General features: G+C 26.1%; 18 protein-coding genes. 6 read left to right on the top strand and 12 right to left on the bottom strand.

Annotation, left to right across the window (positions count from 1 at the left end; genetic code table 4):
- Positions 1–55 precede the first annotated feature (55 nt).
- From AAHN02_RS02280 to AAHN02_RS02260, 5 genes are all read left to right on the top strand, one after another.
- Positions 56–292 (top strand): hypothetical protein, encoded by a 237-nt coding sequence (locus AAHN02_RS02280; RefSeq protein WP_342278037.1) that lies wholly within the window; start codon positions 56–58, stop codon positions 290–292.
- A gap of 24 nt (positions 293–316) precedes the next feature.
- The gene (locus tag AAHN02_RS02275) at positions 317–1,300 is read left to right on the top strand and encodes a hypothetical protein (protein ID WP_342278036.1); all 984 of its coding nucleotides are present in this window, start codon (positions 317–319) and stop codon (positions 1,298–1,300) included.
- A gap of 6 nt (positions 1,301–1,306) precedes the next feature.
- Positions 1,307–1,600 (top strand): hypothetical protein, encoded by a 294-nt coding sequence (locus AAHN02_RS02270; RefSeq protein ID WP_342278035.1) that lies wholly within the window; start codon positions 1,307–1,309, stop codon positions 1,598–1,600.
- A 2-nt stretch (positions 1,601–1,602) separates the two neighbouring features.
- Entirely contained in the window at positions 1,603–1,851 is a 249-nt protein-coding gene (locus AAHN02_RS02265) for a hypothetical protein (RefSeq protein WP_342278034.1), read from the top strand.
- A 161-nt stretch (positions 1,852–2,012) separates the two neighbouring features.
- On the top strand, positions 2,013–2,957 hold the full coding sequence (locus AAHN02_RS02260; protein WP_338966716.1) for an IS30 family transposase: 945 nt from the start codon (positions 2,013–2,015) through the stop codon (positions 2,955–2,957).
- Here the strand turns inward: AAHN02_RS02260 and AAHN02_RS02255 are convergent.
- The 3 genes from AAHN02_RS02255 to AAHN02_RS02245 all read right to left on the bottom strand — a co-directional run bounded on the left by AAHN02_RS02255 (position 2,941) and on the right by AAHN02_RS02245 (position 5,876).
- A complete protein-coding gene (locus AAHN02_RS02255; RefSeq protein ID WP_342278033.1) occupies positions 2,941–4,269 on the bottom strand; it encodes a hypothetical protein in 1,329 nt (442 codons plus the stop codon). The genes AAHN02_RS02260 and AAHN02_RS02255 overlap by 17 nt on opposite strands.
- A 272-nt stretch (positions 4,270–4,541) precedes the next feature.
- Positions 4,542–4,931 carry a hypothetical protein gene (locus AAHN02_RS02250; protein WP_342278032.1) on the bottom strand — a complete coding sequence of 130 codons (390 nt, stop codon included), beginning with the start codon at positions 4,929–4,931 and terminating at the stop codon, positions 4,542–4,544.
- Complete coding sequence (locus tag AAHN02_RS02245; protein ID WP_342278031.1) at positions 4,932–5,876, bottom strand: IS30 family transposase; 945 nt, start codon at positions 5,874–5,876, stop codon at positions 4,932–4,934. It abuts the gene before it with no gap.
- A gap of 58 nt (positions 5,877–5,934) precedes the next feature.
- Here AAHN02_RS02245 and AAHN02_RS02240 point away from each other — a divergent pair, with 58 nt between their 5' ends.
- Positions 5,935–6,285 (top strand): JAB domain-containing protein, encoded by a 351-nt coding sequence (locus tag AAHN02_RS02240; protein ID WP_342278030.1) that lies wholly within the window; start codon positions 5,935–5,937, stop codon positions 6,283–6,285.
- 43 nt (positions 6,286–6,328) lie between these two features.
- Here AAHN02_RS02240 and AAHN02_RS02235 read toward each other — a convergent pair whose 3' ends face one another.
- From AAHN02_RS02235 to AAHN02_RS02195, 9 genes are all read right to left on the bottom strand, one after another.
- Positions 6,329–6,556, bottom strand: a complete 228-nt coding sequence (locus AAHN02_RS02235; RefSeq protein WP_338967972.1) for a YneF family protein — start codon at positions 6,554–6,556, stop codon at positions 6,329–6,331.
- Between the two features lies 1 nt (position 6,557).
- Entirely contained in the window at positions 6,558–8,582 is a 2,025-nt protein-coding gene (tkt, locus tag AAHN02_RS02230; RefSeq protein ID WP_342278029.1) for a transketolase, read from the bottom strand.
- A gap of 68 nt (positions 8,583–8,650) precedes the next feature.
- Entirely contained in the window at positions 8,651–10,336 is a 1,686-nt protein-coding gene (gene aspS / locus AAHN02_RS02225; protein WP_342278028.1) for an aspartate--tRNA ligase, read from the bottom strand.
- Positions 10,336–11,613, bottom strand: coding sequence for a histidine--tRNA ligase (gene hisS / locus AAHN02_RS02220; RefSeq protein ID WP_342278027.1), 1,278 nt, complete (start codon positions 11,611–11,613; stop codon positions 10,336–10,338). The genes aspS and hisS overlap by 1 nt, the downstream gene beginning before the upstream one ends.
- A 116-nt stretch (positions 11,614–11,729) precedes the next feature.
- Positions 11,730–13,250 carry a DUF2130 domain-containing protein gene (locus AAHN02_RS02215; protein WP_342278026.1) on the bottom strand — a complete coding sequence of 507 codons (1,521 nt, stop codon included), beginning with the start codon at positions 13,248–13,250 and terminating at the stop codon, positions 11,730–11,732.
- Positions 13,251–13,381: 131 nt separating this feature from the next.
- A complete protein-coding gene (locus AAHN02_RS02210; protein ID WP_342277507.1) occupies positions 13,382–14,326 on the bottom strand; it encodes an IS30 family transposase in 945 nt (314 codons plus the stop codon).
- A 316-nt stretch (positions 14,327–14,642) separates the two neighbouring features.
- Positions 14,643–14,924 (bottom strand): PhoU domain-containing protein, encoded by a 282-nt coding sequence (locus AAHN02_RS02205; protein ID WP_342278025.1) that lies wholly within the window; start codon positions 14,922–14,924, stop codon positions 14,643–14,645.
- 24 nt (positions 14,925–14,948) lie between these two features.
- Positions 14,949–15,308: a phosphate uptake regulator PhoU gene (locus tag AAHN02_RS02200; protein WP_342278024.1), complete on the bottom strand. Its 360-nt coding sequence runs from the start codon at positions 15,306–15,308 to the stop codon at positions 14,949–14,951.
- A gap of 68 nt (positions 15,309–15,376) precedes the next feature.
- Positions 15,377–18,316: an AAA family ATPase gene (locus tag AAHN02_RS02195; protein ID WP_342278023.1), complete on the bottom strand. Its 2,940-nt coding sequence runs from the start codon at positions 18,314–18,316 to the stop codon at positions 15,377–15,379.
- Positions 18,317–18,325 lie beyond the last annotated feature (9 nt).

The raw sequence follows: 18,325 nt of genomic DNA, 5'->3' as shown, positions 1-18,325 counted from the left end.
AAGAAAAATTTTGAATATAAATGATGAATGTTTTAAAAAGAAAGGGGGTGATTATATGTTTGGAACTTTCTTAGCTGATGCACCAGCAAAAATAACAGCTAGTGACGCGATGACTAAATTGTGAAATGCAATTATAACAGCGTTTACTAAAATGTGAGAAATTATTGCCGTTAATATGCCGCAAGTCAGTAACTTCTTTGCTGACTACTGAATCTTCATTTTTCCATTTATTTTGGCAATATTCTTTATTTGTTTTAAAATGTTTGAAAAATTACTTGGCGCAGTCCGCTAACAAAAAAATAAAGTGAGGTGCAAGATGAAATTTTGCAAATGAATAATAGAAAAAAATAACCATTTTATTGAATTGAATCGCACCTCATTTTTAATTTTATGACATTGAGGAGCAATTTGATATATTTACAACGGTTATTTTAAAAACATTATGAGTTATTTATTTTTAGCCGGTTGTATTTTAATTTTCCTTTTTAAAATCGGTAATTTAACACAAATTAACAAAGTTATTAATTTCTTAAAAAATTCACCGTTAAATATTGTGATTGGTTCATTAGGAACTGGAAAAACTGCTTTTCTAGTATACGCAGCAAAATTATTAAAAAAGAAGAAATATCATATCGCATCAACCTTTCCATTACTAGAAACCCAAAAATTAAGTTTAGGACATATGGGATTGTTAGACTTTGATTATCCGGTATTGCCAGACAAAACCTTACTTTTGTGAGATGAAACCAATTTATTTTTAGAAGGAACTGATTGAGAAAAAAATAATACCAAAAACGAAGAAACCGGTATTCAAGAATATTTCGCTTTGGCACGCCATTTCGGTCATATTGTTCTCGCTAGCGGTCAGAGAGATAAACATATTTGAGTTAAAGTTCGTGATATTGCCAATAATGTGATTGTGGGCATTCGTAAAAAACCAGTTAATATTTTTCGGCCCTACTTAAAAGTCATCTATGGTACCTTTACGAGCATTGAAGAATATGAACGCTGACGAAACACCTTAATTGATGCTAAAAATAGTAAAAAAGGTCGTCGCATTAAATACCGTGATATTCCTGAACTTGATATTTATTTTTTTAAACTAAAAATTCCTCTACCAATATTAAACACTTACAATTCTTTTTACTTAGCGTTTTTAAGAGAATACTTAAATGCAAAAATAAATCCTGACTATGAAGATAAATACTATACTGACACAGCAATTGATTTAGAAGATTTAGAATACTTAAAAATGGATAAATTTAGCAAATTTTTAAGAAAAATGAAAGAAAAGGAATAATAAAAAATGGAAAATCTTGCAAAAATGGCCGACTTTCTGGCTCAAATGCTTTATAAAGTTTTTGACTTAATTTGAAGTTTAGAAGTGCCAGGAACGAATATTCAACTAATATTTCCTTTATTCTTAACGCTGGCTGTAGAATTTCTTATGGCAATTATTCTTGGATTTGGTAGTCAACAAGTTAATTTAGAAAAACAACGCCAATATGCGGTTAAAAATAAAGGTCGTTTAAGTGCGTGAGGAAAAACTAAAAAACAAATAAAACCAATAAAACCAATAAAAACAAAACAAGGTAACTAACAATGTTTAAACTAATTATTATTTTTATCTTAATAACTGTTCTCGGATTATTAGCTGGTAGCCATTTTGAAACTTTAACTGGTAATATTAGCGAAGGCCTTGCGAATTTCCAAAAGTTTATTACTAGCAATTTAAAAATTTTAGAACTATTTAAACCAATGGCTCGGACATTTTCGCAACATCCAATTTTTACCATTCTTGGCGTCACTTGTGTACTGATTGCTTTATTTATTGTGATTAAAGGGCGATAAAAAATATGAGAGGAGAATTAAAATGAAAAAACTTTTAGTAAAATTATTTAAAAGCTGAATTATACTTGTAAGTGCAAGTAAATAAAATTGCAAAAGATTTCATATAAAAATTTCATGATGCTAAGTTTATTTTAGAAAAAGTAAATTTAAGGAGTTTTTATATGGGATACAAACATCTTGGCATAGATGAAAGAATTTATATTGAGAATCAATTGAAATTTAAAGTAAAAATTAGTGAAATAGCTAAAAATCTTAATCGAAGTATTAGTACTATTAATCGAGAAGTTAATAGAAATAAAGATAATAATCATTATTTTTCATTAATTGCACAAAATAAAGCAGAAAATAGAAAACAATTACATGTTTATTTTCATAAATTTAAAAATAGAGAATTAGTAAAATATGTACAACAAAAATTATTATTAGGTTGATCGCCTGAACAAATTTATGGCAGAATTAAAAATTTTCATCAAGAATGAATTATTAGTTTTAAAACAATTTACAATTGAATTTATTCTGGATTACTTGAAAAGGTTACTAGTAAAAATTTAAGAAGAAAAGGTAAGAAACGAAAATCTCAAGAAAATCGGGGTAAATTTAATGGTAAATCCATTAAAGAACGAAATGTTAATAATCGCATAACTCTTGGCCATTGAGAAGGTGATACTGTAGTATCATCACGAGGTAAAAGTAAATCATGTTTAATAACTTTAGTTGAAAGAACATCAAGATTTACTTTAGCAATATTAGTTGAAAATAGAACTACTAAAGTTATTAACAAAAATATTAGTCATTATTTATCAATTCTTCCAAATAATCTTGTTAAGACTATAACATTTGATAGGGGTAAAGAATTTGCTAATTGACAACAACTTGAAAAAAATTTAAATGTGAAAATTTATTTTGCTGATGCATATTCACCTTGACAAAGAGGTACTAATGAAAATACTAATGGTTTAATTAGAGAAAAATTTCCTAAAAAATTTAATTTTTCAAACACTACTAAAAATGCAGTTCATAAATTTATATTGTCTTTAAACCAAAGACCAAGAAAAATACTAAATTATCTTTCGCCAATCGAATATTTGGTTAGAAAAATAATTTAGTTGCACTTAACTTTACAATTTGGCAAATAAAAAAATAACTTCTTAGTAATAATTCTGAATTACCAGTAACATTAATTAAGTATTTTTTGGGATAAAAAGTAATTAACGAACGATAAAAGAAGCCAATTTGAATAAAATAATCTTTTTTATAGTTGTCTACTCCTTTAAAATCAATTTCGGTATGAGTTTTTTCGTCCATGTCAAAAGTCGCATAAAATAAACTGGAAAAGAAATTGCCAAGAATTTCATAGATCTCGTCAAAAACATTTTTGTATTCGCTGTTGTTAATACTAGGAATGTTGTTTTTAAAATAAAGGTAAATGTCATTTTTTAATTCAGGATCGTATCTCAAAAAACTAAATTTAACATTAAGATAATTTAAGGTACCAAAAAGATACTTAATTAAGTAATAATCGTTAGCATTTGCAGTGTCATATTTTCAGATTTCGGTTTCACCGCGGAGTAATTGCAAATAATTATTTCCGGCGATTAAGGTTTTATTAAAAGCTTTAATTTTTAAAACATTATTATTAATTTCATCTTCATTAGTATAAGTTTTGTGATAAAAATAGCTTTCATCTTTAAAACCGTGGTTTTTAATGGTAAATTCTTTGTAATAACCTTTTTCTAAGGTGTCAATGAAATTAAATATTGGTGTTCAATAAAGATAAGAATAATTAAACTTGTCAAAATCACCACGATGAATCATTAAATAATCAAGGTTATTAATAACATCGCTGTATTTGTGATTACCGTCAAAGTTAATAGTTGTTTCTGGTAAATCAATATCGGTGCTATCTTTTTTAATTTCAATTTCAAAATCATTTGTACATATTAAACTATAATCTATTGTATTATCATCTTGTTTGTAGTCATTTAAATTTGTGCCTTGTGCTTTGATTGTTATTTTTTTATTGATTACCCATTCTTTCTTTCCTACTTTGGTTCCATATGTAGTTATTAATTGTCTTATTTCATCTTGTTTATTTTTATTATTAGAGAATTCTGATTGTATAAATTTGAAAGTAAAATCGTTTAAGTTTTTAAATTCTGGTAATTTTTCATTTAGATTGATATTATCTTCTTTTTTTATGTTAACTTCTATAAGTCTGGTTGTTGGCCAAGTTACGCGATCGCCAAAATGAAACCTCACCTTTTGTAAGTTTTTGATTTCAAAATTATAAATTTTATTATTTTGTCTTTTATTTCTAATTAGTGATTGTTTGTTTGTTGTTATTTCATCGTTGTTAATGTTTGAGGGAATAGTAAAAATGTTATTGAAACCAATAGTTAGCACGGTAAATATTTTCATAAACATTTTTATCACTCCTTTTTAAAATATTTAATTTTTCATTGTTCTTTTGGTTTTAATCTTTTTTAATAAGTCACTCAATACCACAATTTATAATTACAGCTATTGTCATGCATATATCTAAATATCCTAGTATCATAAGTGAAATTAATGCTTCAAATTTTTCATATAATAATTTCAAATAATTAATTCCCAATTTTAAAAATGGAATGAAAAAGATAATAATCATAAAAATGTAAGGCAAAATTCTTCATCAATATCTTTTTAAAAAATTAATTAACTTGTTTGATTTCATTTTTCAAGGCTCTTTTTGCTTTAATTTTTTGAATAATCAAGCGGATTAATTTTTCAAATTTAATTGCAAAATATATTGCTCCGCCTCATCAAAAAACAAATATTCCTGCCAGCATAATAACACTATTGAACTTGCCAAAGAAATCAACCATCTGTTTATTCATAAAATCATTAAATTCATTACTTGTTCCGGCTATTCATTTAGTATCGATTACTGTTAATGCACAAATTAATAAGCTTATAAAGATGAAAATGATACTTAATACTATTTTTAACCACTGCTTTTTAAAAGAATTTTTAATTCTTAATTTTAACGGCATTTTTTCTTTTGAATTATCTTTTTTGCCAAATTGTAAAGTTAAGTGCAACTAAATTATTTTTCTAACCAAATATTCGATTGGCGAAAGATAATTTAGTATTTTTCTTGGTCTTTGGTTTAAAGACAATATAAATTTATGAACTGCATTTTTAGTAGTGTTTGAAAAATTAAATTTTTTAGGCAATTTTTCTCTAATTAAACCATTAGTATTTTCATTAGTACCTCTTTGTCAAGGTGAATATGCATCAGCAAAATAAATTTTCACATTTAAATTTTTTTCAAGTTGTTGTCAATTAGCAAATTCTTTACCCCTATCAAATGTTATAGTCTTAACAAGATTATTTGGAAGAATTGATAAATAATGACTAATATTTTTGTTAATAACTTTAGTAGTTCTATTTTCAACTAATATTGCTAAAGTAAATCTTGATGTTCTTTCAACTAAAGTTATTAAACATGATTTACTTTTACCTCGTGATGATACTACAGTATCACCTTCTCAATGGCCAAGAGTTATGCGATTATTAACATTTCGTTCTTTAATGGATTTACCATTAAATTTACCCCGATTTTCTTGAGATTTTCGTTTCTTACCTTTTCTTCTTAAATTTTTACTAGTAACCTTTTCAAGTAATCCAGAATAAATTCAATTGTAAATTGTTTTAAAACTAATAATTCATTCTTGATGAAAATTTTTAATTCTGCCATAAATTTGTTCAGGCGATCAACCTAATAATAATTTTTGTTGTACATATTTTACTAATTCTCTATTTTTAAATTTATGAAAATAAACATGTAATTGTTTTCTATTTTCTGCTTTATTTTGTGCAATTAATGAAAAATAATGATTATTATCTTTATTTCTATTAACTTCTCGATTAATAGTACTAATACTTCGATTAAGATTTTTAGCTATTTCACTAATTTTTACTTTAAATTTCAATTGATTCTCAATATAAATTCTTTCATCTATGCCAAGATGTTTGTATCCCATATAAAAACTCCTTAAATTTACTTTTTCTAAAATAAACTTAGCATCATGAAATTTTTATATGAAATCTTTTGCAATTTTATTTACTTGCACTTACAAGTATAATTCAGCAATTTTATTAAATAATAATAATCGGATTATTTTTAAACAACTTGTGTATCAAGGAACAATTAATCAAATTTCGATTGATCCAAAAGATATATATTACCTCGTTTTAAAAAATCATGCCCAAAAAATTATTTGTGCTCATAATCACCCTAATAATGATAGTTTGCCTAGTAAACATGATATAGAAACCACAAATTCTTTAATTTATATTGCTAAAGTTTTAAAAATTGAATTTGTTGATCACATCATTATTAGTAATAATAATTTTTATAGTATTTTATTGCAAACTAAATTTGCCATATAAAAACTGCCATTATATGGCAGTTTAAAAAATTATTTTATTAGTTCTAAGGTTTTTTTTGATTACGACGCATCGCATTCATCACAGCTTTAATTTGTGATTCGGAAGGTTTTCTTCCCATTTGCATATACATTGCTCGAATCATTTTTTCATTAACTGGTGGATTATCTCTTAATTGCTTTTCAAACATCTTTTTAGATATTAAAAATGCTAATAACCCTCCTATTACTAAACCGCCAACAAGACCAATTAACAATCCTGCTCATCAAGGCATTTTATCTTTTCTCCTTTATATTATCTTTTTGTAATAATTGTTTAACTTGTAATACAATATTATCAACAGTAAATCCTAATTCATTCATTATATCTTGCATTGGTGCTGATATTCCAAATCTGTCAATGCCAAAAGTTATCCCATTATCAACATATTTATGTCATCCTCAAGTTGAAGCCATTTCTAAACTTATCTTTTTAACAGTCTGCGGAAGCACTTCTAACTTATAAGTCACATCTTGACAATCAAAAACAGTTGTTGAAGGCATAGAAACAACACGAATAGTATTAATATTTTCTTTTTGTAATTGTTGCTGAACTTTTAATGCTAATTGCACTTCACTACCAGTAGCAATAATTATTAATTCTAATTGTGATTTTTCAGGACTAATAATATATCCGCCTTTTAATGCTTTATTAACATCACTAGAAATAATTTGCGGTAAATTTTGTCGCGAAACTAAAATTGCTGTTGGCTTATCTTTACTATTCAATGCACAAATATAACTAGCAATCGTTTCTTTCATATCACAAGGACGAAAAACATTTAAGTTAGGTAATGCTCTTAACATTGAAATTTGTTCTACCGGTTGATGGGTTGGTCCATCTTCACCAACAGCAATTGAATCGTGACTAAAAACAAAAATATTAGGAATTTCCATTAATGAAGCTAAACGAATTGCAGGTTTCATATAATCACTAAAAATTAAAAAAGTAGCAACAAATGAGCGAACAGTTTTTTGTAATAGCATCCCATTACTAATAGCACCCATTCCAAATTCACGAACGCCAAACATAATATTACGACCTTGTAAATTATTAGATGCAAAATATCCATCACTTCCTAAAACTTTTGTTGATGATGATAAATCAGCACTACCACCAATAAATAATGGCAATTTTTTACTAATAGTTTTTAATACTATTGATGAACAATCTCTTGTTGCCATATCTTGTTCAATTAAAATATCTTGAAAATCATTAGCAGTAAAATTATAGTTATGATATAAAGTATCATTAATTTCCTTATATTCAGTAACATATTTATTAGCATATTCAGTTCACATTTGATTTCAAATTTGTTGTTGTTGTTGACCTCTTTGTGCAACTCTAACTTTAAAATCATTTTTCACATCATCAGGAACAAAAAATGGTTCATAATCTCACTTTAAATTTTCTTTTAGCTTAATAATATCATCACCTAAAGGGGCACCGTGAACACTGCTAGTTCCTGCTTTTGAAGCGCCAACACCAATAATAGTTTTAATTTCAATTAAAGTTGGCTTTTCAGTTTCCGCTTTAGCTTGTCTTATTGCTTGACTAATTGCTTTAAAGTCACTACCCGCAGTAACTAAAATATAATTTCAATTAGCACTTAAAAAACGCTGTTTTGTATTTTCACTTTGTGATAAACTTACTGGACCATCTAATTGAATATCATTAGAGTCATATAAAACAATTAAATTACTTAATTTTAAATGACCTGCTAAACTAATAGCTTCTTGACTTATGCCTTCTTGTAAATCACCATCACTACAAATAATATAAGTATGATAGTCAAAAATATTAAAATCAGGTTTATTATATTTATGTGCCAGAAAAGTTCTTACTAAATCACAACCAACACCCATTGCTAATCCTTGTCCTAATGGTCCCGTTGTTGCTTCAACACCAGGTGTTAAATTTCTTTCTGGATGTCCAGGAGTAATTGAATCTAATTGCCGAAAATTTTTAACTTCATCAATACTAATATCATAACCACTTAAATGTAATAACGCATACAATAATGCTGAGCCATGTCCAGCTGATAAAATAAAACGATCACGATTAATTCATTGGGGATCTTGCGGATTACAATATAAATGTTCACTAAATAGTGCATAACTCATTGGTGCTGCTCCTAAAACAATTCCCGGATGCCCTGAATTAGCTTGATTGACAGCTTCAACACCTAACATCTTAATAGTATTAATTGACTGCTCACGATTATAATTATCGTTTTCATTTTGAAATTGGTTTTGTGACATATTATTCCTCCTTGTTACTTTTCACCATACTTATTTTAATATATTTTCCATAAAATACCTATATTTTACTAACTATTTACCACATTTAACCCTAAAATGTCCAATTGTTCTTGTTTAACAACACTAGGAGCATGCGTTAACATATCACTACCCTTAGTATTTTTAGGAAAAGCAATCACATCACGAATACTATAACTATTACTTAATAACATTATTAAACGATCTAATCCCAAAGCAATACCACCATGAATTGGTGCTCCATAGGATAAAGCATTCAAAAGAAAACCAAATTTTTCTTTTTGTTCTTCAACAGAAACTTGTAAAAACTCTAACATTTTTTGTTGCATTTCAAGACTATGAATTCGCATTGAACCACCACCAACTTCATAACCATTCAATACTAAATCATAAGCCTGAGATTTGACTAACATTGGATTACTAGTAAAATCAATTTCATCTTTAATATTAGGGCGCGTAAAAGGATGATGGGCAGCAACAAATTTTTTACTTTCATTATCATAAGCAAATAATGGTCAATTTACAACTCATAAAAATTGATAATCTTCATTAGTAAAAAGATTTAATTGTTTAGCAATAGCCTGTCTTATGGCTCCCATTGTATTGCAAGCCAATTCATAATCATTTGTAATCATTAAAACGGTTGCTTGATTACTAATTGCTAAATGATTAATGATAGCTTCAGCATTATTAGATAATAACTCTGACCCAATAACTTTATTGTCATAAGTAATATATTCCAACTGTCCCGCCTGATATTGACTAACAATAACTTTTAGGTCTGCTAATTGTAAATCAGTTAATAACTGAGAAACAACAATTGCTTTAGTAGTTTTCTTTTTACTACTAGTATTCATTAAACTAAGGTCAATAAGTTTTAAATCATATCGTAAATCGGGTTTATCACTACCATATAAATCAATTGCTACTTCATAATCTAATTGTAAAAAAGGTATTTTTAGATTAATGTTTTTAGTTTTTAACATTATTTCCTGCATCATTTGCTCTAAAAGAGTAATAATATCCTTTTGTTCAATAAAACTCATTTCTAAATCTAATTGACTAAATTCTGGTTGGCGATCACTTCTTAAATCTTCATCACGAAAACAACGAGCAATTTGATAGTAGCGATCATAACCACCAACCATTAATAATTGCTTAAATATTTGCGGTGACTGTGGTAACGCATAAAAATGTCCTTTTTGATTTCTTGCCGGAACTAAATAGTCTCTTGCCCCTTCGGGAGTTGTACTTGCTAAAATTGGCGTTTCAATTTCTAAAAAATTATTATTATTTAAAAAATTACGCATTATTTGCATAACTTGATGACGCAAAATTATTTTATCTTGCATTACTTGTCTTCGTAAATCTAAAAACCGATATTCTAAACGCGTTTCCTCTAAACTTTCATTATCTAATGGTGATACTTGTGATTTATTTATTAACTCTAAATTAATACAAATAATTTCAATATTTCCTGTTGATAAATTATTATTTTTAGATTTACGAAGCACTACCGTACCATCAACTTTAATAACATCATCAGTGCTTAAACTTTTAGCGAGAATATAGTTAGGATTTTCACTATTAATTATAATTTGCGTCATTCCATAACGATCGCGTAAATCTAAAAATATTAAATTATTAAGTTTACGAATTGTATGAACTCAACCACAAAGGTTAACTTCTAAATTAACATTTTCTTCTCTTAATTCACCACAATTATGACTTCTCATTATTTATCTCCCTTATTTGCATTCAAATAATTAATTAATTCATTAATACTAATCTTTTCTTCTACCTTAGTTTCCTGATTTTTAATAGTTAAATTACTCTCTTTAACTTCGCTATCACCAATAATAATAACAAAACGACAATCTAATTTAGAAACAACATTAAACTGAGCCTTAATATTCCTTTGTTCATAATCCATATCACTAATAAAATTATTACTTCTTAAAGTTAATAATACATTAGTTGCTAATTCATAACCAGTAGCGGTTAAAGCAATAATGTATACATCAACCAATGGAAGCATTTTTTTAATAAAGTCTGAATGATTTTCAGTAGCATTAAGTAATCTTTCAATTCCGATTGCAAAACCAATTGCTGGAACTGATTTTTGATTTTTTGATAATTCCTCAACTAAATTATCATAACGACCACCACCAATTAATGTATTCTGTCCTTCAACACCCTTCTCTAAACTAATAATTTCAAAAACAGTATCATTATAATAGTCTAAACCGCGAACTAATTTACTATCAATCTCATATTTAACTTTTAAATTATCCAATAACTTTATTAACCTTGTAAAATATTCTTTTTCTTCAACAGAATAAGTTTCACTAATTATTGGTAAATTTTTAATATTTTGATCAATTTTACAATCTAATACTCGCAAGGTATTTTTAGTAATTCTTCTTTGACAATCCTCACATAATGTTGTGCTCATATCTTGTAAAAATGTTTTTAAAATTTGTTGATATTTATTTTGGGTTGCTTTTGCTCCTAAAAAATTTATTTTAAGAAAAATATTATTAATCTTTAACGATTTAACAATATCCATTGCTAAACAAATAATTTCAGCATCTAAATAAATAGTTTTTTTACCAAAAACTTCCACACCAAATTGCGTAAATTGTCTTTGACGCCCTCGTTGTGGTCGCTCATAGCGAAACATATGTCCATAGTAAAATAATTTTAAAGGTAATCCTAAAACATCAACTAATTTATTTTCAATTACTGCTCTAACAATTGGCGCTGTATTTTCAGGACGAAGTGCTAATTCACGACCTTTTTTATCTTGAAAGTTAAACATTTCTTTACTAACAATATCGCTATTAACACCAACAGTTCTTTGAAATAATTCATACTGTTCAAATATCGGCGTACTAATTTCTTCATAATTATATTTTTTAACAATATCTCGTAAAATTTGTTGTAATTGATATCGTTGTTTACTTTGGATTGGTAAAATATCATTAGTACCTCTGGGGGCTTTATATTCCATACATTTCTCTCCTTAGACTTACTTTCACTACTAATTTTACTAGTTATTTACAAAAATTAAAAATTTTTCAATAAAAACTTCTTGTTGTTGTCTTAACTACAAGAAGTCTTTTAAAATTACAATAATTTTTTTAAAGAATCCTCAATTTTAGCAATTAATATTTCTTGTAAATTCTCTTTAACGCTTTTTAATTTCTCATTAGAGTTTTGAATTTGTTGAATATGCTTTTCAAACTTAATAAACTCTTGCATCGCTTTACCAATTAAAGAACTAAATTCATCTTGTAATCAATTATTAAAGCGTTCTTTAAATTCCTGATCATTTTTATTAGTTGAAGATTGTAATGATAAAGCAAATTCTTTTTTAATTAAAATTTTTAAAATATTAACAATTAATGCAATAACTTCAAGGTCAGTATTAATAATAAAAATATCACGATATTTTGAAGAACGACTAAATGGTGCTTTAGCATAAGTTCAAACAATAATGCCAAACTTAGCATTTCATTCTTTTAATTCAATTGCTAATTTTTCCTCTCATTTACTATCTAATTTTTCTTGATTTTTTAACTCAAATAAGATATTACCAACTACTTTATTATCCTCTTCATCATTCAAAACTCCTAACCTAAAATCAGGTTTTTTACCATTAATGGTTTTAGTTGTTTTTTCAAAATGGTCATTTGGAAAAAACGATGGCATTTTACCTGCAAAATCATTTTCTAAATTAGCTCCTAAAATTCCTGTTCTAATATTTCGTCCTTGTTCTAATTTAAGTTTTAATTCAGTTGTTTCATCAATTAACTTATTAATTTCTTCTTGTTTAGAATTAATAATTTCAGTTTCTTTTTTTGCTACTAATTCTTGGACCTTAGCATCATTAGTTTTAACTAACATATCTAATTGATGATTTTTCTCTTGTAAATCATTAATATTTTTCTGATAGTCTTTATTTAAAGTATCCAACTTATTTTGTTGTAAATTACTTCACTCTTTTTCTTTTTCAGCCAAAATAACCTTAATATCTGCTTCCTTTGTTTTCTTTTCGGTTTCTAAAATACTAATTTTATCCTTTAATAAATCAATTTCTTGTTGTTTATTTTTAGTAATTTCAAGTTCTTTTTCTGTAAACAATTTTTCTCGTTGAGATGCATTAGTTTTTTCTTTAATATCTAAATCTTTTATTTTAGAATTTAACTCATCAATTATCTTTTGATAATTATCTTTAATATCAGCAATTTCTTTTTGTTTTTGTTTTTCAATATTGCTTTTTTCTTTCAAAATAGAAACTTCAATATCAACCTTTTTTGTTTCTTCTTGGGTTTTTAAATTGCTCTTAGCATCATTTAATTGTTGGTTTAAACCATCTAAAATTTGTTGATGGGCTTCTTTTATTTTATGCAATTCATTATCGTGTTGCTTATTTCACTCATTTTCTTTTTCATTTACTACACTAGTAATTTCTATTGCTTTTTGTTTTTGAAAATCAGCATCTAATTGATTTTTTAACTTATCACAATATTCTTGCTCCTTACGATTAAAAAATTGTTGTAAATATGATACTGCTTGATGACTCTTTTCAAAATCCTTTTCGGTAATTTCTTGATGACAATGTGGACATTGAATTATAAATGACATTAGTTAAATCCTTTCTTTTTTTAATTTTATAAATTAATATTATCATTAACAATCTGATATAAATTTCTATTCTAGATTATTTTCTAAACATTTTATATTAATTTAAAGCCAAATTGTAAAGTTAAGTGCAACTAAATTATTTTTCTAACCAAATATTCGATTGGCGAAAGATAATTTAGTATTTTTCTTGGTCTTTGGTTTAAAGACAATATAAATTTATGAACTGCATTTTTATTAGTGTTTGAAAAATTAAATTTTTTAGGAAATTTTTCTCTAATTAAACCATTAGTATTTTCATTAGTACCTCTTTGTCAAGGTGAATATGCATCAGCAAAATAAATTTTCACATTTAAATTTTTTTCAAGTTGTTGTCAATTAGCAAATTCTTTACCCCTATCAAATGTTATAGTCTTAACAAGATTATTTGGAAGAATTGATAAATAATGACTAATATTTTTGTTAATAACTTTAGTAGTTCTATTTTCAACTAATATTGCTAAAGTAAATCTTGATGTTCTTTCAACTAAAGTTATTAAACATAATTTACTTTTACCTCGTGATGATACTACAGTATCACCTTCTCAATGGCCAAGAGTTATACGATTATTAACATTTCGTTCTTTAATGGATTTACCATTAAATTTACCCCGATTTTCTTGAGATTTTCGTTTCTTACCTTTTCTTCTTAAATTTTTACTAGTAACCTTTTCAAGTAATCCAGAATAAATTCAATTGTAAATTGTTTTAAAACTAATAATTCATTCTTGATGAAAATTTTTAATTCTGCCATAAATTTGTTCAGGCGATCAACCTAATAATAATTTTTGTTGTACATATTTTACTAATTCTCTATTTTTAAATTTATGAAAATAAACATGTAATTGTTTTCTATTTTCTGCTTTATTTTGTGCAATTAATGAAAAATAATGATTATTATCTTTATTTCTATTAACTTCTCGATTAATAGTACTAATACTTCGATTAAGATTTTTAGCTATTTCACTAATTTTTACTTTAAATTTCAATTGATTCTCAATATAAATTCTTTCATCTATGCCAAGATGTTTGTATCCCATATAAAAACTCCTTAAATTTACTTTTTCTAAAATAAACTTAGCATCATGAAATTTTTATATGAAATCTTTTGCAATTTTATTTACTTGCACTTACAAGTATAATTCAGCAAAAAAATAAAATGTCTCCTTCTATAAATAAAAAAGACATTAATTAAATAGTAATATTTTCAAACTACTTCATTTCAATCGTAAGTATTAATAAATACTACTAGATATTTTAAAAATAACAATATTAATCTTTTGTTGATTCATTAACTATCATAAATTTTAATATAAGTGCTTTCTAAATGTTTTACTACTAGAGCTTGTCCTGATATTATCTTCCTGATTCATAATGAGTTCCCTGAGAAATAAATAGTAAGGTTTCAGCAATATTAACTAAATGATCACCAGCTCGCTCTAAATATTTTAATTGTTGCATAATTCCTGTATAAATTCATATTTTATCTTCAATAACATTATCTAAAACTAAATCAATTAACAAAGTATTAATATCATTATATTCACTATCAACAATATCATCTAATCTAACAATAGTTTGAATAATTTTCTTACCTCATTGTGTTTCATCAGCAAGAACTTTAATAATAAACTGCATAATTTTTAAAACTTTTTTAGATAATTAACCAATATATTTACTATATTTAACTGGTGGTTTAGCTTTTAAATAAAAATTAGCAATGTTACGAGCATAATCAGAAATTCTTTCTAATTCTTTGGCAATTGACATATAACCAATAATATGGCGTAAATCGCTAGCAACTGGTTGTTGTTTAGCAATTCTTCAAATGGCACTATCTAAAATTTCAGCATAAAATTTGTTAATATTATTATCATTAGCAACAATTATTTTACATTTACTAATACTTTCTTCTTCTAAAGCTTTAATAACTTCTTTATGTTGTTTCATTGTTAAATTAAATAATTCAATAATATTATTTTTCAAGCGTTCAATCTCAATAGTAAATTTAGTTCTTAACATTTTAATAGCCTCCATTGGATTAAATCATTAATGTTTTACCCTTATCATACTAAGTAATACACGATAAATTAATTAGCAGAAGTAACTAAATTTTTTGCTTGTTCTAATCTAATAGCAACCATTTTAGTAACACCTTTACTTTGCATTGTTGTGCCATACAATGTATCACAGTTTTCCATTGTTCCTGGGCGATGCGTAATAACAATAAATTGTGTTTCCGTAGCAAAAGACTTTAAATACTTAGCAAATCTTTCAACATTGGCAACATCTAATGGCGCTTCCACTTCATCAAGAATAACAATTGGTAAAGGTCGTGCCTTTAAAATTGCAAAAAGCACTGCTAAAGCTACTAGTGATTTCTCACCACCTGATAATAAATTCAAGTTAGTAATAGTTTTTCCTGGTAAATTTACTAAAATATCAATTCCGGTTTCTAAAATATTATTAGGATCAGTATATACTAAACTAGCAGTGCCACCAGCAAAAAGAACTTTAAAAGTTTCTGGCAAAACCTTATTAATATCTTTAATGGTCGTATCAAAACGAGTTATCATAATTTCATCCATATCTTTAATAGCATTAAGTAATTGTTTTTTACCATTATTTAATTCTTGTTCTTGTTCTTTTAAAAATTGATATCGTTCATTAATTGTTTCATATTCAGAAATAGCATCAATATTTACTGGCCCTAAATCTTGTAATTCTTGGCGTAATAAAATAATTTGTTCACGAACTTCTTTAATATCACCAATCGGGTCTTGACCATACTTTTCATAACCATATTCATAAGTTAAACGATATTCTTGCGCTAATCTTTCTAAATTTTGTTGTAAACAATTATCAATTGCTAACTTTTGATAATTATATTCTTGTAATAGTTTCTCTTGATTTTTATATTCAGTACGCATTTTTTTTATTTCTAAAGTTAATGAATATAATTGATTACTATAAGTTTCTCGCAAAGTTCTTTGTGTTTGTTGTTGCTCAGTAATTTTTAATTTTTCTAACTTTAAATTACTAATTTTATTTTCCAATATTAGTCGCTCATCAAGTTGTTGATTAAAATCATCACTAACTCGCATTTTTTTCTTTGTTAAATGTTGATATTCTTGTTCAATTATTCTTTGTTTTTGTTCATTACTTTGTTTACTTTGTTGAAACTTACCTAAATGCAATTGTTTTTGTTCTAATTCATTATTTAATGTTATTAGTTTCTCTTTAATACTTTGCCATTTTTGATAATAAGTTTGAACTAATTGTTCTAATTCACTAATTTTAGTTTTTAAACTATTAACTTGCTCTTCATTATTAAATAAAAATGGCTTAACTCTTTTGTGACCACCACTAATACTGCCCCCAGGGCGAATAACATCACCTTGTAAAGTAATAATATGATACTTCCGATAAGTCAAATGAGCAATTTCATTTGCTTGTGCTAAACTCTCAACAATAATTATTCTTCCTAATAAAAAACGTATTACTGGTTCAAACTTAACATTAGTAGTTAATAATTCATAAGCAATGCCAATAAAACCTTTTTGAGTTTTTAATAATGATAAATCCTCATTATTAATCATTTGAATCCGTAAACTATTTAAAGGTAAAAATGTTGCAATTCCACCTTCATTAGCTTTTAAAAATTGAATTGCACGAATAGCATCACTATCCTTTTCAACAACAATATGTTGCATACTGCTAGATAAGGCTTCTTGAATAGCTAATTGATAAATACTAGGAACATTAATTAATCGATCAATAGTATCAATAATTCCTGTTAAATGAAGTCGATTATTTAAAATTGTTTTAACACCCTGATAATAATAAGTATTATTACTTTGCAAATCAACTAAATAATCTTGTTTACTTTTTAATTCATAAATTTCCTTATTTAAAAGATTATACTTTTTAACAGCAACTTCTAAATCTTCATTTAATAAAATTCTTTGTTTTTGAAAATCATCAATCATATTTTGCTGTTCAGTAATTAATTTAGTTTGTTGTAAAATTTCTTGATTAATATTATTAGCATCTTGTTCTAAATCTTGAACTTGATTATTACTATTAACTTGCTTTTCATTTTGTTGTGAAATTTTTTCATTTTGTAATAGTTCTAATTGATTAAGATGTTCATCTAATTGTTGTCCGAATTGTTGCATTTTATTATCAATAGTAAAAATATTTTCTTGCAACAAATTAATTTTATTATCATAATTAGTAATTTGAACACTTAAATCTTCAGTTTGAGAAGTATATCTTTTAATTTCTAATTGTAAATCACGAAGCCCTTCATACTGACTAGTAATATCTTTTACTAAAATAGCCACTTCAATAGTTGTCAATTGTTCTTTTTTAGTAACATATTCTTGTGCTTTTTTAGCTTGACGACGCAAATAATTAATATTTCTTTCCATCTCAATAATGATGTCATTAATGCGAACTAAATTTTCTTCAGTTTTTTCTAATTTCCGAACTGACTCTAATTTGCGTTTTTTATACTTAGATACATTAGCTGCTTCTTCAAACAATAATCTTCTTTCTTCTGGTTTAACTTGTGAAAAATTAGCGACATTACCTTGATTAATAATAGCTAATGAACCTTTACTTAAACCAGTACCTAATACTAATTCTTGAACATCCTTTAATCTGCTACGACTTTTATTAATTGAATATTCATTCTCATTATTATCACGATAAACTCTTCTAGTTATTTCTACTTCATCAAAGTCAATAGGAAAAATGCGTTTTTTATTATTAAAAATTAATTTAACTTCCGCCATATTTAACTGTGGATATTCACTACTACCCTGAAAAATAATATCTTGAATATTATCACCCCGTAATGATTTAATTGATTGTTCGCCCAATACTCAACGAATAGCATCATTAATATTAGACTTACCAGAACCATTAGGTCCCACAACACCAATAATACCGTGCTCAAAAACTATTTTTGTTGGCTTAGCAAATGATTTAAATCCATACGCTTCTAATCTTTTTAAAAACACCATATTTATCTA

The sequence above is a fragment of the Spiroplasma endosymbiont of Nephrotoma flavescens genome (genome assembly GCF_964030835.1).
Taxonomy (GTDB): Bacteria; Bacillota_I; Bacilli_A; order Mycoplasmatales; family Nriv7; genus Nriv7.
Note: the sequence above shows the minus strand (reverse complement) of the source record. Positions and strands in the feature narration are given on the sequence as shown.